Source organism: Ensifer sp. PDNC004 (assembly GCF_016919405.1).
GTDB lineage: Bacteria > Pseudomonadota > Alphaproteobacteria > Rhizobiales > Rhizobiaceae > Ensifer.
In genome coordinates, this window is the sequence record NZ_CP070354.1 from 483,604 (window position 1) to 501,834 (window position 18,231).

Genomic DNA, 18,231 nt, shown 5'->3' on the forward strand with positions numbered 1-18,231 from the left:
GGATTTACATGCGCGCGCTTTTCCTCGGATTGTCCCTGTTTCTCACCGCTTTCCAGTTCGCCCAAGCCGAAATGCACGAGGTGAAGATGCTCAACCGTAACGCTTCGGGACCGATGGTCTATGAGCCGGACTTCCTCCAGGTCGCCCCCGGCGACACGGTGAAATTCATCGCAGCCACCAGCGGCCACAACGCGGCGACGGTCGACGGCATGGTTCCCGAAGGTACCGCTGGTTTCAAGGGCGGGATCAACGAGGAGATCGAGGTCACGCTCGACGCGGAAGGGTTTTACGGGATCAAGTGTTCGCCCCATTTTGCGATGGGAATGGTTATGGTGATCCGCGTCGGCGATGCGAAGGTCGACGCAGGATTTGCGGCGGCCAAGGTTCCGGCGCGGGCGCGCAAGCGGTTTGACGAGATCCTTGCCAGGAACGGTTTCGGAAAGTGACGAACGACACCGAAGAAAGGGCAGGGCGCGCGAATTTTCATCTGAAGGAAGCGATCCGCAGCTACTGGTCGGAGCGCGCGAGAACCTTCGATCTCGCTTTCGGCCACGGTATCCTGTCCGCAGCCGAGTTTTCCGCCTGGCAGGAACCGATCCGCACCACCCTTGGCGTGAAGCCGCTGCGCGTGCTCGAACTCGCCTGCGGCACGGGCGAGGTCACAAGGCTCATCCACGATCTCGGTCACGACGTCACGGCGCTGGACTTCTCCGAAGCGATGCTTTCCGTCGCCAAGGCGAAACACGCCGGCAAACCGCGGCTGCGCTTCATCCTTGCCGATGCCGAAAACACCATGGAGCCGGACGCCGCCTATGACGCGATCGTTTGTCGCCACCTCGTCTGGACGCTTACCGAGCCCGAGGCGACCTTTCGCGAGTGGCATCGGCTGCTGCGACCGGGTGGGAAGCTGGTGATCTATGACGGGAACTGGGCGCAGCCTTCTCCGATCGGGCGTCTCGCCGAACGCCTGGTGGCCTTGATCGACAGGTTTTCCGGGCCTGATCCCTATTACGACGGGTCGTTGAGCCAACGCCATGCGGAGATTATGCGTGCCCTGCCTTTCGGTCGCGGACTGCGGTTCGAGCAGCTTTCCGGTCTGTTGGAGGAGGCGGGCTTCAAAGGAATCGAGAAAATGTCCCATGCGCCGGTCGCTCGTGCCCAGCGCAAGTCGGCCAACCTGCGAAACTGCCTCCGCACCTTCGTCTACAGGCGCTTCATCCTGACCGCACATTCGTCAGCCGCGCGCTAGACCCCAGCGCCCCGAACCGCGAGGCGCCGGTTTAATCGGTGACGCCGCACCAACCCGGCAGGAAGCTGGCGGACTTGCCGTGGGCAAGATCGAGCGCGTCGTGCACGGCCTTGTCGATATCATTGGCGATGCGTTTTGCATCGATGCGCGAGCGCAGGAAGTTTGCCCACATGAACTCGCTGTAGGGCGTTGCGTCCTTGGCGTAACCGCCGGCGCGGCGGAGCGCGCCCGCAAGCGACCGGTAGGGATCGTCGGCGAGGCCGGCGATCGTGCGCGGCAGGTCCTGGTGCGATCGCCGCAGGCCCTGTGCGTCGAACGGATACATCCAGTGGCGGTGGTCCATGACCGACCAGAACTCGTCCTTTGACAGGTGGCTGAGATCGAACACGATGCTGGTCAGCACATGCGCGACGCCTTCCTCGTGCAGGGCGCGCACGAGATGATGATGGTCGACCAGATACGGTCGCTCCTTCGGGCCGAGCACGACCGGCACCATATGATGTCCCAGGAATTCCGCGCCATGCCGCTTGGCAGTCTTGCGCCATTCGCGTCGTTTTTCGGTGACTTCGAGGAAGCCGACGGTGATCTGGGTCGGGCGAAGTTCGGCGATGTCGATCGGTTGCAGTTGCGGCTCATAGTTTGGGGTCATCGAACGGCTCCGGGCAGGGACGCGGTCGTTTCGGGTTGGGAGGCGGCAGCTACGGCATCATCGACGCTGTAGCTGAGATAGGTGAGAAGCGGGGGAGCGGCCAGGGCGATCATGTCGCGGACCCGGTCATGCACCCGTGCATAATAGAGGTGCTTGCCCTGGGCGCGCACAAGCGTGTCGAATTCGATCAGCGCATCGAGCGCGGTGCTGTCGAGGTCGAAGCTTTCCTCAAGGCTGAGGATGACGGCGCGTGCTGTCTGGTCGTGGCCGATCCGTGCGGCCGTCTCGGTCAAGATGGCATCCGCATTGGCAAAGAACAGCGGTTGCGCCGGACGCCAGATGGCGATGCCCGGCATCGTTTGCGCGTCCGCGTGGCGGGCGACGTCGACGAAGTCATGGCCCTGTCCCAGGCGACCAAGGGAGGCGACATAGGGCGTGGCCAGCCTGTGCAGCAAGACGGCGAGCGAAAGTGCGACAGCTATGGTGATACCGTTGACGACGCCGAAGGCTATAACCCCGACTGCCGCCGCCAAGGCGATGACAACGTCGTGTTTCAGTTTCCACAGCCGCAAAAGCGGCCGAGGATCGAGCGCATGCGCCAGGGCGGCAATGACGACAGCAGAAAGGACCGGCTCGGGAAGGCTCTGAAGCAGATCGGCGCCAAGGACGACGAGCAGCGCAAGGCCGACCGCGGCGACGAGCGCCGTCATTCGGGTTTGTGCACCAGCAGCTTCGGCCGCGGAGCCCGCCGAGAAACCGGCGCCGACGGGCATGCCCTGCGCGATAGCACAGGCGACATTGGCAGCGCCGAGCGCCAGCAGTTCTCGATTGGCGGTGACGCTTTCGCCGTGACGCAATGAAAGCGACCGGATCGTGCCCCAGGATTCGGCAAAGAGGATGAGAACGAGCGGCAAAGTATAGGGCACAAGCTGCCGGATCTGGCTCCATTCGACGAGCGAGAGCGACGGCAAGGTCATCGAGATCGACAACGGCCCGACCACCGCCACGCCGTGGCCCGCAAGGTCCAGCAGCCTGGAAGCCAGGATGCCGGCGCAAAGGACCAGAAAAGCGCCGGGAAGAAACGGAGCGCGCCGCAGCAACAGGAGGGCGGCAAGGGCCGCGACGCCGACGGCAATGCTCACCATGTTCCACCGGGGCAGCGCCGCAAAAAGCCCGGCGATCTGATGGATGATGTCGGTTGCCGGCACCTCGACGCCGGTAACGGTGGGCAATTGCCTGACGATGATGGTGACCGCCAGCCCGAAGGCGAAGCCACGAAGGACGGGGCGGGAGATGAAGCTTGCGAGGTTTCCAAGCCGCAGCAGGGAGGCCGCGACGAAGAGCAGACCCGTCAGCGCCACCATCACCGTTGCCAGCGCCATCTTGTCCGCCGTCGAACCGGGCAGCGCCGCGATTGTCGCCGCAAGAATGGCGGCCGACGACGATGTCGGGGACACGATGGCAAAACGGCTGCGGCCGAGGATGGAATAGGTCAGGCAACCGACGATAGCCGCGACGACGGCGTGCTGCGGTGGCAGGCCGGCGATACCGGCATAGGCAACAGCTTCGGGCAGCATCAATCCGGCGACGGACAGACCCGCAATCCAGTCCCTGTTGCCCACGCTCGTCGCAACCTCTTCCGCCATGTTTTCCTAAAGACTCTAGCGGAATGCAATCTGAAATCCATAGCGCGGCCCGAGCATGTCATCGGCTTGCCAGCCGACCGCCGAGGCGATGCCTCGGCGGTCTCCCCAGAAGTCAGAACTGACGGCTCGCGCGGGCGCGTCCGCCGACGGATTTTTGCCCGCCCTCCTCGATGTCGAAGAGCAGCCCGAGATCGAGCAGCCATAGGTCTGCAGTCGAAAGCGAGACCCCGGCCGTCAGGTTGGCGAAGACACCAGATCCGTCGAGCCCCGAATAGCCGGCCGTTGCTCCGAGCTTCGGGGTCACCGTCGAGCCGTTGTCGAGCGTGAAGGATCGCTCGACCTCGGCGCCGAGGCTGACGCGGAACTGCTCCTCGTCGAAGCCATCGATGGTGATCTTGTCGCCCGCACTGTTGTGCACCGTGTAGTCGTCGACCGTTTCGGAGAAGTAGACGGCGCGGAGCTTCGGTGTCAGCACCGTCGCCTCGTCGAGGCTCCACTGGCCCTTGATCGCCGTGTCGACCATCCATCGTGTGGTGTCGAACGTTCCGTTCCAGAAGGTGGTGTCGATGTCGTTGGAGGAGCCGCCATAGAGCAGGCTTGTATCCCAGAATACACCCTTGCCGAGTTCCAGCGACGCATTGGGGCCGAAGAGCCAGCCGTTACCGGTCAGTTCCGCATCGGCATCGGTCGGGTCGGTCATCCGGTCAAAATGGAAGGACAGGCCGATAAGCGCCTTTTCCGAGACCAGATAGTCGGCACCGACGTTGAGCATGGCGAAGCTGCCCCATTGGCTGTCGTTCTCGTCCCGGTTATGGGCGAGGAAGGCGAGATCGATCCAGGCATTGAAGGCGCGAAGTTGCGCGCCGGTTACCCCGTCGGCGCTGTCGCGGGCCGCGTCGAGCTGTGCGAGGCTGGTGCTGAGGTTTGCCGTCATGCCGTCCTCGGACGGCGTCATGCGCGCCGTCACCGGGTCCGTCGCCCCACCCATCCGCCGGCGCTCGAGGAGCCCCGGCACGAAGATGCTTTCGCTGATCAGGTTCTGCCTGGTCGAGACGAAGCCCCGAACAAGTCCGTCGATGTCTTCTGCGACCTGCGCTGCGGCAAAGCCGAGATTGTAGGTGACGGTGCCAGTGTTGGAGGCGCCGAGCGCGCTCGTCAGGCGGAAGCCCACCTTTGCCCTGCCGGAAAAGCCGGGGTTCGGCGTAAACTGCAGGTACCAGCCGATGGGTGTGCCGACCGGCCCGGCCTGGGCGAGCTGACCGCGAATGATCGTCGCCGTGCCGGCATTTGCCGGCTCAACGAAGGTCAGTTCGGCGTCCGTGAACGGCCCGCCGGTTGCCCCGCGGTTGAGGTAAACGTCGGCCGGGGTCGAGCCCGCGGGCACGTCGACGACCTGATCGGTGACGGTGGTCTGGCGTGGCGTCACCTTCAATCCGTAGGTCGCGCTTCCGGTCGCGGCGTTGCTGTCTTCCGCGCGGATCGTGAATGTGTAGTCACCTTCGCTCGCCGCATCGAGCGGGCCGGTGAGCTCGCCGGTCGAGACGTTGAGCACCATGCCCCGCGGCAGGGTGCCGGAGGCGATGCTGTAGAGCATCGGTGCGCGACCGCCGAGCGCCGTGATCTGCTGCCGGTAATCCTCGCCCGCCATCGCGCTGGCAAGGGTTCCAGCCGCCGGCGAGAACGTGAAGGCGGGTGCAGTGACCGTGATGCTGACGGTCGCGGCCGTGGACGTGCCCGCCGCATTGGTGGCGGTGTAGGTGAAGCTGTCCGGGCCGGAATAGCCTGCCGTCGGCGTGTAGTTGATCGTCGTGCCCGAGGCATTCGCCGTGCCGTGTGATGGCGCACTGGCGACCGCAACGCTGTCGGGGGTATCACCACTGAGCTGCAACGGGATCGCATTGGCCGAGGAGTTGGCGGCGACCGTTGTCGAGACCGCGTTGGCGATCGGCGCCTGCAGGCCGGGGACGATCGTCAAGGCATAGGCAGCGGCGCCGGTTGCGCCATAAGCGTCGGTTGCCGTGATCGTAAAGCTGGCATTGCCAGCCGTTGTCGGTGTCCCACTGATTGCGCCGTTTGCGCCATCGAGCGTCAGTCCGGCCGGAAGAGATCCGCCCGAGATCGCGTAGCTGTAGGGTGAGGTTCCACCCGAAGCGGAGATCGCCTGGCTGTAGGCCGTCCCGGTGGTGCCACCGGGCAACGCGCCGGCCGCCGGCGTCACGGCTATGGTCGGATAGGCGACGGTCAGCGAGTAGGCTGCATTGCTGGATGCGCCGTAGGCGTCTGTTGCGGTGACCGTGAAGCTGGCGCTGCCGGTCGCCGTCGGGGTACCGCTGAGGGTGCCTGTCGCGCCGTCGAGCGCCAGTCCCGAAGGCAAGATTCCGACAGAAATTGCATAGCTGTAGGGTGCGGATCCACCGGACGCCGAGAAGGTCTGGCTGTAGGCAAGACCGGTCGTGGCACCGGGCAGGGCGCCGACTACGGGCGTCATCGCAAGTGAAGGAAAGGCAACGCTCAACGAATAAGCTGCATTGCTCGATGCACCGTAGGCATCCGTTGCGGTAACGGTGAAATTGGAGGTCCCGGTTGCCGTCGGCGTGCCGCGGAGTGTGCCTGTTGCCCCGTCAAGCGTCACGCCTGTCGGCAAGGTTCCGGTTGCGGCATAGCTATAGGGTGCGGTTCCGCCGGACGCGGAAATGCTCTGGCTGTAGGCGATGCCGGTCGTGCCGCCGGGCAGGGCGCCTGCCGCCGGCGTCAGGTCGATCGCCGGGTGCGTGACGGGAAGTGTGTATGTCACGCCTACAGCTGCGCCATAGGTATCCGTCGCGATGATCGTGAAGCTGGAGCTGCCCGTCGCCGTCGGCATGCCGCTGAGTGTGGCCGTTGCCGCATCGAAGGTCACGCCTGCCGGCAGAAGGCCTCCCACGAGAGCATACGTATATGGGGCCGATCCGCCGGAAGCGGAGATCGTCTCGCTGTAGGCCACGCCGGTCTCTCCGCCGGGCAATCCGTTGGCCGCCGGGGCCAGAGTGATCGCTGGAAACGCCACGTTGATCGAATAGTATGCAGCGAAGGGGCAACCGTACACATCGGTGAAATCAAGCGCGAAATTGAGCGATCCAGGCTGTGTCGGCGTGCCCGAGAGCGTGCTGGTTGCGCTGTCGAAGGTCAGCCCGGAAGGAAGCGGCACGTTACTGCTGAAGCTGAAGGATCCCCCCGTCGTTCCGGAGGCCGAAAACACCTGACTATAGGGCACGCCGGTGGTGCCGCTGAAAGCAGTTCCGCTCTGCGGCGTGAAGGAAACGGCCGGGCAGACGGTGGTGATGGTGTAGCCTTTTTCTCCGGTGGCGCCGTAGTGATCGGTCGCCTTGATCCTGAAATTGAACGTGCCTGTCGCCGTCGGCGTGCCGGCAAGTTCGCCGGTGCTCTGATCCAGGCTCACGCCCGGAGGGGGCGCGCCGGCGATTAACGCGAAGGTATTGGGCGCGGTTCCGCCGGAAGCCGAGACGGTTTGACTGTAGAGCGTTCCTGCGACGCCGTTTGGCGTCGAGGCCGGCGTCAGGTCAAGCACCGGCGGCGTTACGGTGACCGTCACCGTCGCCGCTGTGGACGTGCCGGCAACGTTGGTGGCCGTGTAGGTGAAGCTGTCCGTTCCCGAATAGCCTGCCGTCGGGGTGTAGGTGATCGTCGTGCCCGAAGCGCTGGCCGTCCCGTGGGTAGCGACGGCATCGATTGCAACGCTGTCGGCCGTTCCCCCTGTGATGTTCAACGCGATCGCATTGGCCGTCGAGTTGGCAGCGACGGTGGCGGAGGCAGCATTGGCGACCGGCGGTTCCACATAGGTGAACTGGTCTGCCGCCGAGGTCGCGCTGGTCCCGCCGACGGTGATCACCCGGACATCGACAGTGCCTGCGGAGCCCGCGGGAGCGGTGGCGGTAATCTGGCTTCCACTGTCCACCGAGAAGCCCGTTGCCGCCGCTCCTCCGAAGGTAACCGCGGTTGCGCCGCTGAAGTTGGTGCCGGTCACGACAACACTCGTGCCACCCGCCGTTGACCCGTTCGTGGGAGTGACACTGGTCACCGTCGGCGACGGGACATAAGTAAACTGGTCCGCCGCCGAGGTCGCACTCGTTCCGCCAGCGGTCGTCACCCGGATATCGACCGTGCCCGCGAAGTGCGCGGGAGAGGTGACGGTAATCTGAGTTGCGCTGTTGACCGTGAAGCCCGATGCCACCGTTGCTCCAAAGGTGACCGAGGTGGCGCCGACGAAGTTGGTGCCGGTCAGGATGACGGTTGTCCCGCCCGCCATGGGTCCGCTCGTAGGAGTGACACTCGTCACCGTCGGGGGCGCAACATAGGTGTATTGATCCGCCGCTGAGGTCGCGCTCGTTCCGCCGACAGTGGTAACCCGGATGTCGAACGTGCCCGCAGCGTTGGCAGGCGCCGTTGCGGTGATCTGGGTTCCGCTGATAACCGTGAAACCCGCTGCCGGCGTCGCCCCGAAGGTGACAGCCGTCACGCCGGTAAAATCGGTGCCAGTGAGGATGACGCTCGTTCCCCCTCCGGTCGGACCGCTTGAGGGACTGACGCCCGTCACCGTCGGCGGCGGTGTGACGGTGAGGGCCGCACCGTACGAGGCCGTAACCGGCGTGCATACGCCGACGGCAATGACGCGGTAGACGTAACCGTTCATGCCCGTGGTCGCGCCGGTGATGGACAGCGTTGCCGATGTCGCGCCGGAATAAAGGGCGTTGTTCGTGATGCTGGTGTAACCGGCTCCCTGATCCACCTGCCACTGGTAACCGGTGGCGTTGGCAACCGTGGCGCCGAACGTAGTGTTGCCGCCGGCATGGATTGTCGAAGCAGACGGGTGCCCCGTAACCTGGGGGGAACTGTTGACGGTCAGCGTCGCGGGATTTGATTCGGCGTCGGGCGTGGCCGCACCTATCGCCATGGCGCGATAGGCATAACCATTCAGCCCCGCCGTCGCGCCGGTGATGAACAACGTTGCTGTGGTTGCGCCGGCATAGGGCGCGCTATTGTTGATGTTCGTGAACCCGGATCCTTGATCCACCTGCCACTGATAGCTCGTGGCGTTGGATGCGGTAACACTAAAGCTGGTGTTGGCTCCGGCGCAGATCGTCGAATTGGAGGGATTCGCCGTAATCAAGGGAGGGGACGCCGCGCGGGCGCTGTCGGGCAGTGTCAGAACCGACGACACCAACAGAAGTATGGTCGCCGCGACCCGAAAGACATGCCCGCAGGCCGTTTCGATGCGCACAGACGCCTTTTCACCGCGCACGAGGAGCGCTGCGAAAATGATGGAAACTGCCACGCGCAAAAAAACTGCGGCGCAAGATGCACCGCTTGCAATGAAATGCATGCCGACCCCACTCGCTCCCCTGCGGAGAGCCCCCTCAATAGTCATCGCTGCCGCGCATCCGCGTTTCGAGCCGCCGCCGCGTTGCAAAAAAATAAGTCACCAATTTCCTGCCGGACCACGGTCCGGGCCGGAGCAAGAGGACGCGTCCCAGATCGCCTCTTTCATCCGTTCATCGAAGATCGAATCCACGATGTCATCACCGCCATACCGCGTGCCGTGGTTCGGCGCTTCTCATTCAGCGCAGAGGCGCAACGATCGCAGGCCCGGCGCCGGAAGGCACTCATGCGGTCAGGCGGCGGAAGCCCTTGTACCGCCTGGGGAAAAGCCTGACAAACCAAGCTCCCGGACAATTCGCCTTCAGCCCAAAAATGGAGGATTGGTTCTGGCCGCCCCGAACCCGCGCTGCAGATCGACGTATGCGTGCTCGGAATGAACGGATTTGCCAAGGCTCGTCGGACGCGGCAGGCATGTGCGACCTCGTCCTGCGTGCGCGAAGAGCGCCCGAATTGCACGCCTAGCGGGAGTTTGCCGCGCTTGATTCGCGCGTTGGCGGCGCGATACCAACGGGGCAGCCGGCGCGAACCGGCGCAGGGGAACACGCCGGAACACCATGATCCGCTTCTCAACCGACGATATCGCTCCGCAAGACCGTTTCGACCAGTGGCGCGAGGTGCGCGGCAAGAGCCTGTTCGGTGTGACGATCGAACTGCCGGCGGCAAAGCGCAGCACCTTCCGGGGCTCGTTCCAGTCGTGCCGGGTCGGTAGCGCTGTCGCCTCCGAGATGCGGGCCTCGGCCTATCGCGTCAGCCGCACCGAGGCTGACATTGCCCGTGTCGCCGGCAACAGCCTTTGCATCGCCTTTCAGGTGAAGGGCGGCGGGCTTCTCGATACGGGGGGAGACCGCGCGCAGGTCTTCAAGGACGGAGACATGGCGATCAGCCACTCGGACCTGCCCTATCATGCGACGCCCGGCGGTCATGACAGCTTCCACTTTCGGGTGCTCACCGTGCCCTTCGACCACGACGTAATGCTCGGCCGGCCGACGCACGACCTGTTTACCACCCGTTATCAGGACGACGCCGCATTCGCGCGCGCCTTTCGTGCGCTGTTCAACGCGGTCAGCGCCAGACATGGCGAGCTCTCGGACCCTCAGCGCGAGGTGGCGCATATCACCCGGCTGGCGCTTGCCGCCCGCAAACGGCTGGCGCCGGGCATGCCCGAGGTGCGGGCCGCACTTCGCTCCGGCCTGCGTTATGCGGCCGAAGAGATCATGGCGCGCGATAAGCACCAGCAGAAACTGACGCCGGCAAAGGTCGCGCTTGAACTGGGCATTTCGGTGCGCCAGCTGCATGTGATTTTCGAACACGCCGAACTGACCTTTGCCCGCACGCTGGCAACGATGCGCATTGCCGAGGCCCGGCGGCTTCTCGTCGCTGCCCCTGCCATGTCGGTCACCGAGGTCGCCTATGCCTGCGGATTCGACAGCCTCGCCACATTTTACCGCCTTTTCGCAGGCATCTACGGGATGGCGCCGGGAGAATCTCGCGCCACGGATTCTTTCCACTAGACCGGCTTTAGGCGCCAAGGCATTTCGTCGTCGTGGATCGTTTAACGTTCTTTTGATGGCCGGGAGATCGTGCCCGGTTGCCAAAAAACCATAATTGCTTCACCTAGATCCCTCTTCGACACTCGGCATTAAGAATTGGGTCAACGCTGAATGCGCATTTCACACGTCTTCCTTGCTGCATTTCTTGCAATCGCGCCGGCCGCCTATGCCGACGTTGCCTCGCCTCCTGTTCTGGAGCCGCTGAAGCAGCAGGCACAAGCCGCGCAGTTGAGCGCAAAATTTCTGACGCGTTACAGCTACAAGCCCGTTCCGCTCGACGACGCCCTGTCGGCCAAGATCATGGACAGCTTCATCGATTCTCTCGATCCGGATCGCGGGCTCTTCCTGCAGGCCGACATCGACAGTTTCAAGCCTGACCGCAACGAGATCGACGATGCCATCAAGCACAAGGACCTGAAGATCCCGTTTGCGATCTTCAACGTCTACGGCAAGCGTGTTGTCGACCGCATGAATTACGCACGCGAGCTGCTGAAGCAGGACTTCGATTTCACGAAGCAGGAGGATTACTCCGTGCTGCGGGACAAGGCGCCCTGGCCGCAATCGGAAGCCGAGAGCAACGAACTATGGCGCAAGCGCGTGAAGAGCGACTGGCTGCGGTTGAAGCTCAGCGGCAAGACCGATGCCGCCATCCGCGAAACGCTCGACAAGCGCTATGCCAATGCGCTCGAGCGCGCTTACAAGTATAAGAGCGACGACGTCTTCCAGTCGTTCATGAACGCCTACACGACCGCGGTCGATCCGCATACGGACTATTTCGGCGCCAGCGCCTCGGCCGATTTCGATATCGCGATGAAGCTTTCGCTGGTCGGCATCGGCGCGGTGCTGCAGGAGCGCGACGACTACACGACGATCCGCGAACTCGTGCCCGGCGGGCCGGCGCAGCTGTCCGGCAAGCTTGCGGTCGGAGACCGCATCACCGGCGTCGGGCAGGGCCACGACGGCCCGATAAAGGAAGTGGTCGGCACGCGCATCGATGAAGTCGTGCAACTGATCCGGGGTAAAAAGGGATCGGTCGTGCGTCTGGACGTGCTGCCGGCGGATGCCGGAGCAGATGCCGCCCATCGCATCATCACCCTGGTGCGCGACAAGATCAGCCTCGAAAAGCAGGCGGCGCAGAAGACCGTCTTGTCCGTGAAGGCGGGCGATGCCACGCGCAAGATCGGGGTGATCACCCTGCCGGCCTTCTACGAGGATTTCGAGGCCCGACGCAAAAGAGAGAAAGACTATCGCAGCGCAAGCCGCGACGTCGCAAAGCTTCTCGAAGAGTTGAAGCAGGAACAGGTCGACAGCGTGCTGATCGACGTGCGCAACAATGGCGGCGGTTCGCTGGATGAGGCGATTGCCCTGACCGGCCTGTTCATTGGCTCTGGTCCGGTCGTTCAGCAGCGCAGCAGCGACGGCAAGGTCGTGGTCTCAAGCTCGGAGTTTCCCGAGCCGATCTGGACGGGGCCTGTCGGGGTCCTGATCAACCGCGGCTCGGCGTCTGCCTCCGAAATCTTTGCCGCGGCGATCCAGGATTACGGTCGCGGTGTCGTCATCGGCGAACCCAGCTTCGGCAAGGGCACGGTTCAGACCGTCGTCGATCTCGACCAGATGGTTCGCAACAGCAAACCCGCATTCGGCGAGCTCAAGGTGACGATCGCCCAGTTCTTCCGGGTCAATGGCGGCACCACGCAGCTGCACGGCGTAACGCCCGATATCAGCCTGCCGGGGCTTTCCGACCCGACGCGCTTCGGCGAGACGAGCTACGACAATGCCCTGCCGTGGTCGGAGATCGAGCCGGCAGACTATGCGCCCGCCAACACCGTCACGGCGCTGCTGCCCACGCTGCAAGGTCGTCATGATGCCCGTGTCGCAAGCGACCCGGAATTCCAGCGCCTGCTGGAAGACATCGCCGACATCAAGGCGCAGCGCGAAAAGGGCACTGTCTCCCTCAACGAAGCCGAACGTCGCAAGGAGATGAAGGATCGCGAAGCGCGGCTCAAGTCTCGGCAGGGAAGCGACGCGGACGATGCCGGTGACGACGATGGTCTGAACGCCGACGAGCGCAGCCTGAGTGCCGATATCGCCATGGAGAAAGCCCGCAAGAACGTAAAGGATGTCCTGCTGACGGAGGCGACAGCCATTCTTGCCGATGAGGCGGATCTTCAGGAAGGCGAGCTGAAGGCGGTCACGCAGCCACCTGCAAGCGCGACCGGAAAATAATCTGCCCGGCCGATGGCCGCGGCGATGCGCAGGCACAAAAGCAAAGGCCGACAAAACATTCGTTTTGTCGGCCTTTTTGTTTCTTTTTTGGCGTTCAGGCGGCGTGGTTCCCTGGCATGAGCGCGTCAGTATCTCTGCTGGATGGGCCTCGACCTGGGGCGCGTTCGAGTGTCTGGGCGAGCCAGGCTTCACCTCTATTGATTTGTACGACCTTCCTGCCTCTAATTGAGGACATAGCCGCTCAACTCTCAGTATCGTTAGCCGTGTTTCATTTCCGCAGGATTTGCCTGCCCGTGCCGTGCAAGACTTTCTATGATTTCAAGCATGACAAGGGGCCCTTATGCGCAACCAGGAAAGTTACAACAAACGCCTCAACCGGGTCATCGATTACGTCTATGCCCACCTTGAGGATGATCTTTCCTTCGATCGGCTGGCGGAAGTCGCTTGCCTTTCGCCCTATCACTGGAGCCGCATCTATTCGGCCATGCGCGGAGAAACCATTGTCGCGACGATCCGCAGGTTGAGGCTCCAGCGCGCTGCCGATCGGCTGGCCAATTCTGATCTCGAAATCGAAGCGGTCAGTGCGCGTGCCGGGTATAGCTCGACCGACACATTCGGGCGGGCTTTCAAGGGCGCCTTCGGCGTGAGCCCGGCCGCCTACCGTGAGGCGGGCTCGCACTCCGGCTTTAGGGCGGCGAATGCTGCCAGCGAAGCAGCCGCCTTTGCCGTCGTGGTGGAGAGCTTGCCGGAGCGCCGCTGCGCCGGAATCGATCACATCGGTTCCTACATGGAGATCGACCACGCCATGGGTCGGCTCTTTGCCGCGCTTGTCGACCGCTATTCCCTGCCGGCAGAGCCCGCCATGCTCGGGGTGTTCTTCGACGATCCCGATCTTGGACCCGAGGCGGAGTTGCATTCGCGCGCCTGCCTGCCGGTGGCAACGTCCGTCACGATCGATGCGCCACTGGTGGAGACGGTTCTGCGCGGCGGACCATATGCGAAGCTGCGTTACAAGGGACCCTATACCGATATGCGAGGCGCCTATCGGTGGCTTCTGGGCGTGTGGCTGCCTGCATCTGGTCATGAGCCGGACGACGCGCCGATCTTCGAAGCCTATCTCAACGACCCGCGCGAAGTGCCGCAAAACGAACTGCGCACCGATATTCACCTGCCCCTCAAGGCCGTGTCATGAAGGCGCCACCTGTCCCCCGACCCGTTGCCGAAGCGTTATCGCGCTACCCCGAACCGGTGCGAGCGCGTCTGTTGGAGATCCGTGAGATTGTATTTTCGGTAGCCGCAGAAACACAAGATATCGGGGCGCTCACCGAAACGCTCAAATGGGGCGAGCCGGCCTATCTGACCGAGGCAAGAAAGAGCGGGAGCACCATCAGGCTGGGCACCACCAAATCGGCGCCGGACAAATGCGCGGTGCTTTTCAACTGCAAGACAACGCTTGTTGAGACGTTCCGGGCCCATTTTGCCGATGACTTCGCATTCGAGGGCAATCGCGCCCTCATCGTGCCCGCCACGGGCGCACTATCGCGCGAGCCGCTGATGCTCTGCTTGCGCGCAGCCCTGACCTATCATCGGTCGAAGGCCGGGTTTCTGTAAGAAGTGCCGTCGGTGGTTTCCTGCCGCCGACATGGATTCTCGCCGTCCGAGACATCCGATGCCCAGGATGGCGAGACGTTCATCAGTCCTGCCAGATGGGGTATGCTTGTCGTTGCGCGTTGGTGTCGCTGAGTTCCAAGTAAATAGAGCATGCACTCAGAAATAATATGCTGAATACGATCAGCGCGCTAAAAAACATGAAGAGGTACATGAATATACTCCGGGTAAAAATCATTGTTCATCTTTGTCTTATTGTTCTCTTGCAGGAACATTACGCTGTCCGAGGGCTGATTTTCTGAATTCTGGATATCGAATTCAGGTGGACGTCAGTTTGCTCGATCTGAATTCGTAATGTTTTCACAAGGTGCAGGGCCCCAATCGGCGCTCGTTTTCGACAACGAGGGTTTCGGGCAAATGACGTGTGGTGAGACGAAGAACAGCGGTAAGCTTGCTAGAAAAAGGGCACATGCGGCGGGCGGTCGGGGGATCGCAATATGGGTGCCGATCATGCTCGTGCTTGGGGGATGTACGACCGTTCCTTTGACGGAAGCGGGGACGCTGACTTCCTACAGCAACCTCAGCGCGCCCAAGGGGAAGTTCGAGAAGAAAAGGGTCTACTTCAGCAAGGACGGCCTGAAGGACGTCAAGACCGTGAGCATCGCACCGACGGCTTTGGCCCCGGCTGCGCAAAAGCGTGTCGAGAAGCAGACGGACCGCCTCCTTTTAACGAACGCGATCGACCGCGCGATTTGCATCACCATGAGCGAGAAGTATGAGATCGTCCCGTTCGGCACGCCCGCGGATCTGACGGTTCGAACGGCCGTTACGGACATCGTCCCGACCGAGCCGTCGGTCGCCGGTGCCGCCAAGGCGATTTCCATCGGCAGTTCGCTGGCTCTGCCGGTCGGTATACCGCGACTGCCCCTCGGGCTTGGCGGGCTCGCGGTCGAAGCGGAAGCGGTGGATCGAGACGGCAAGCAAAGGGCGGCGATCGTTTGGTCGAAGGGCGCCAACTCGTTTACAAGCGAAGCGCGCGTTTCGCCGGTTGGCGACGCCTACGACCTGGCCGGCGCGTTCGGCAAAGATTTCTCAAGAATGGTCGTCGCCGGCAAAGAACCCGGAAATTTCGATCTGCACCTGCCGTCCGGCTACGACATTCGCACGTCGTTTGGCGGGAAACCCGGTTCTGCGATCTGCGAGAACTTCGGCCGTGCGCCGGGTGTCGTCGGCATGATCGGCGCCTCGATCGGCGCGCCTCCGTCCTGGACGGACAAGGGAGGCAAGCTCCCCGTGACTGCGACAGATGCAGCCGTTTCTGCCGAAAGAACAAAGCCTTCCATTGGCAGCCGTTGAGGCGGACTGCACTTGCGTCTCGTAACATTGTCACAAGGTGGCAGTGGGATCTAGGCACCCGCAAAATGAGAAATAACCGAGGTCACTTCATGCGTCTTTTTATTGCAGCAGGCCTGCTGATCGTGCTGGCGGGATGCGAAACCGTAGAATACAAAAACCGCTGTGCGGAGTACGGATTCGTGCCGGGAACCGATGCTTACGCCAATTGCGTGCAACGTCTTGATATGTCCGATGAACGCCGCAGGGGACGCGATTACGATCCTCCGGTGTATGCTTACGATTAATCCGCAGGGATGCCAGCTGTTTTAGAGAAAACTGTTTCAATTGGGCGACTGCGACATGGCCTATGGCACGTTGTTTAGAGCTCTCTTTTGTTTCCTTTAAAAAAGCTTTGCGCCTTCAGTACTCAATTCTAGTCGATATTGGTAGGCAACATGCGAATTCTGATCGTAGAAGATGATCGTGAACTGGCGTCTTCGCTCAAGGCCATGCTGGAAGCCGCGATCGGCGTTGCGGATGTGTTCGAGACGCTTGCGGATGCCGAGGCGGCATTGCTTGCCTTCAAGTTCGATCTCGTCGTCATCGACCGCAACCTTCCTGATGGGGACGGCCTGTCGCTGCTGCCGACGCTGCGACAGCTCCGTCCGAGGCCGGCAACGCTCGTTCTGACGGCATTGGACGACCCGACCGATATCGTGTCTGCGCTCGACAAGGGCGCAGACGAATATGTCGGCAAACCCTTCGAGCCGATGGAGTTGATTGCGCGGGCGCGCGCCGTGCTTCGCCGCTATAGCCTGGATGAGACCGGCTCCACGCAGTTCGGCAATCTGTCGTTTGATCTCGTCAACCGCTCCGCCATGATCGGTGAGAATGCACTGTGTGTGCCAAGGCGTGAACTCGCCGTTCTGGAAGCACTGATCCGGCGAGCGGGCCGCGTCGTACAGCGCGATAACCTGGAAGCGGCCGTCTACAACATCGATGAGGAGATCGAGTCCAACGTGCTCGATTCCCATGTCTCGCGGCTCCGCAAGCGGCTGCGTGAGGGCAACTGCAACGCAACGATCCGGACCATTCGCGGGATCGGCTACATGCTGGTGCAGGAATGATGAAACGCCAAAATTCGATCGCCTTTCCGGTGGCGACCGTGCTCGTTTTGGGCATGGTGCTGGTGATGGTGATCAGCACTGTCCTTACCATCGCGGTGTTCCTGCTGATGGATGCGCAGAGCAGGAAACAGGTCGCACTCGACAGCGTCGTCAAACTTCTCCAGGACGGAGTGAGTTACGACCATACGGGGAAATTTGTTCTTGAGGTGGATGGGGTCATCGTCGAGAAGATCCTCAGGCTCTCCAAAGAGCAACCCGAGTTCTGGTATTTTCTCAGTGACGGAAAGCAATCGATCGTACATGGCACCGTGCCGGAGACGGCGCGAAACATCATCGAAACGACCTCTCCTCAGGTCTTTTCCTCTCAGTTTTATTATAAGAAGGGCGGTGAGCAGTTTCTGGGTCTGCGAAAACTGAACGCAGAAGATCCCCCCAAACTGGCTGTTATCGGCGGAGTGACATTTTCGAACGCTGAAACGCTGCTCGTGATCCTGCGCGAAATTTGGCCGCAGGGGCTCTACCACCTTCTGGGTATTGTTCTCGTCGCCACGGCCACGATTGCTGTCTTCGCCGTCAAGCGCACCATCGCAATCCCGGTAAAAAGGGTTGTCGATTCAGCCGAGCAGATCGATGGTCTCCCCGGTGGTCGCCGGATATCGGACCGCGACACGCCCGTAGAACTGAAGCCGATGGTGGCCGCGTTCAACAACGCGCTCAGTTGCATCGACAACGCGTTCGAAGCGCAGCGACACTTTCTTGCCAATGCATCCCACGAGCTGCGGACGCCGCTGACCAAGCTGCGATTGAAGCTCGACCTGGTGCAGGACCCGGAGGTGAGGGAGGTCCTCGTTCGCGACACGGCGCGCCTTGGGTCGATCGTCACGACATCGTTGCAGCTGGCGCGTCTGTCCGGCCAGGCATTGACTTTCACCATGATAGATCTCGCAGCCATTGCGCGTGTGGTCATTGCCGAACATGTGCCCTTGGCGATGAAGCAAGGCATGGAGATAGAGCTCAAGGCGGAAGGGCGGGTCATGGTCTCCGGTTCCGAGCCGGCTATCCGCGTGGCCCTCGATAATTTGATCATCAATGCAATGCGACACGCACGCGGGACGGAGGTGCTCATGGTCGAGGTTCTCCAAGCCCGCATCGTGCGCGTCACCGACGAAGGGCCGGGGATCCCGGCCGCGGAGCGCGAGAAAATGCTGAAGCCGTTTGTGCGCGGGAACACCAACGCCAGCGAGGGAACAGGCATGGGGCTGGCCATCGTTACCCAGATCATGATGGCGCACGGTGGCTCCGTCGAACTCGCAGAAGCAGCGGCCGGCGGCCTGGTGGTAGATCTGGCGTTTCCGAAAATCGCGAAGGAGACCGCGGCAGCGTGACGTGCCTGGCTTTCCGGAGC

At 62.4% G+C, this 18,231-nt stretch carries 13 protein-coding genes; 10 read left to right on the plus strand and 3 right to left on the minus strand.

Features of this window, described 5'->3' with window-relative positions; all coding sequences use genetic code 11:
* The first annotated feature begins 8 nt into the window (after nt 1–8).
* Both JVX98_RS30585 and JVX98_RS30590 read left to right on the plus strand, forming a co-directional pair.
* On the plus strand, nt 9–446 hold the full coding sequence (locus JVX98_RS30585; protein ID WP_205239600.1) for a pseudoazurin: 438 nt from the start codon (nt 9–11) through the stop codon (nt 444–446).
* Complete coding sequence (locus JVX98_RS30590; RefSeq protein ID WP_192448433.1) at nt 443–1,249, plus strand: class I SAM-dependent methyltransferase; 807 nt, start codon at nt 443–445, stop codon at nt 1,247–1,249. Before JVX98_RS30585 ends, JVX98_RS30590 begins: the two co-directional genes overlap by 4 nt.
* Before the next feature lie 31 nt (nt 1,250–1,280).
* On the opposite strand, the gene JVX98_RS30595 is transcribed toward JVX98_RS30590, so the two are convergent.
* The 3 genes from JVX98_RS30595 to JVX98_RS30605 form a co-directional block, all read right to left on the minus strand.
* Nucleotides 1,281–1,898 carry a ParB-like protein gene (locus tag JVX98_RS30595; RefSeq protein ID WP_192448434.1) on the minus strand — a complete coding sequence of 206 codons (618 nt, stop codon included), beginning with the start codon at nt 1,896–1,898 and terminating at the stop codon, nt 1,281–1,283.
* Nucleotides 1,895–3,475 (minus strand): SulP family inorganic anion transporter, encoded by a 1,581-nt coding sequence (locus JVX98_RS30600; RefSeq protein WP_246765133.1) that lies wholly within the window; start codon nt 3,473–3,475, stop codon nt 1,895–1,897. Before JVX98_RS30600 ends, JVX98_RS30595 begins: the two co-directional genes overlap by 4 nt.
* 181 nt (nt 3,476–3,656) lie before the next feature.
* Nucleotides 3,657–8,876, minus strand: a complete 5,220-nt coding sequence (locus tag JVX98_RS30605) for a putative Ig domain-containing protein (RefSeq protein ID WP_205239602.1) — start codon at nt 8,874–8,876, stop codon at nt 3,657–3,659.
* A gap of 658 nt (nt 8,877–9,534) precedes the next feature.
* Between JVX98_RS30605 and JVX98_RS30610 the strand changes: the two genes are divergently transcribed.
* The 8 genes from JVX98_RS30610 to JVX98_RS30645 all read left to right on the plus strand — a co-directional run bounded on the left by JVX98_RS30610 (nt 9,535) and on the right by JVX98_RS30645 (nt 18,211).
* A complete protein-coding gene (locus tag JVX98_RS30610) occupies nt 9,535–10,491 on the plus strand; it encodes an AraC family transcriptional regulator (RefSeq protein ID WP_210335889.1) in 957 nt (318 codons plus the stop codon).
* A gap of 150 nt (nt 10,492–10,641) precedes the next feature.
* Nucleotides 10,642–12,756 carry a carboxy terminal-processing peptidase gene (locus JVX98_RS30615; RefSeq protein WP_205239603.1) on the plus strand — a complete coding sequence of 705 codons (2,115 nt, stop codon included), beginning with the start codon at nt 10,642–10,644 and terminating at the stop codon, nt 12,754–12,756.
* A 340-nt stretch (nt 12,757–13,096) separates the two neighbouring features.
* Nucleotides 13,097–13,948 (plus strand): GyrI-like domain-containing protein, encoded by an 852-nt coding sequence (locus tag JVX98_RS30620; RefSeq protein WP_205239604.1) that lies wholly within the window; start codon nt 13,097–13,099, stop codon nt 13,946–13,948.
* A 71-nt stretch (nt 13,949–14,019) separates the two neighbouring features.
* Nucleotides 14,020–14,367 carry a DUF1801 domain-containing protein gene (locus tag JVX98_RS30625; protein ID WP_371826586.1) on the plus strand — a complete coding sequence of 116 codons (348 nt, stop codon included), beginning with the start codon at nt 14,020–14,022 and terminating at the stop codon, nt 14,365–14,367.
* A gap of 507 nt (nt 14,368–14,874) precedes the next feature.
* Nucleotides 14,875–15,720: a DUF3313 domain-containing protein gene (locus tag JVX98_RS30630; RefSeq protein ID WP_246765134.1), complete on the plus strand. Its 846-nt coding sequence runs from the start codon at nt 14,875–14,877 to the stop codon at nt 15,718–15,720.
* Between the two features lie 89 nt (nt 15,721–15,809).
* Nucleotides 15,810–16,004 carry a hypothetical protein gene (locus JVX98_RS30635; protein WP_192448441.1) on the plus strand — a complete coding sequence of 65 codons (195 nt, stop codon included), beginning with the start codon at nt 15,810–15,812 and terminating at the stop codon, nt 16,002–16,004.
* A gap of 150 nt (nt 16,005–16,154) precedes the next feature.
* On the plus strand, nt 16,155–16,826 hold the full coding sequence (locus JVX98_RS30640) for a response regulator transcription factor (protein WP_205239607.1): 672 nt from the start codon (nt 16,155–16,157) through the stop codon (nt 16,824–16,826).
* Entirely contained in the window at nt 16,823–18,211 is a 1,389-nt protein-coding gene (locus JVX98_RS30645; RefSeq protein WP_205239608.1) for a HAMP domain-containing sensor histidine kinase, read from the plus strand. The genes JVX98_RS30640 and JVX98_RS30645 overlap by 4 nt, the downstream gene beginning before the upstream one ends.
* The last annotated feature ends 20 nt before the right edge of the window (nt 18,212–18,231 follow it).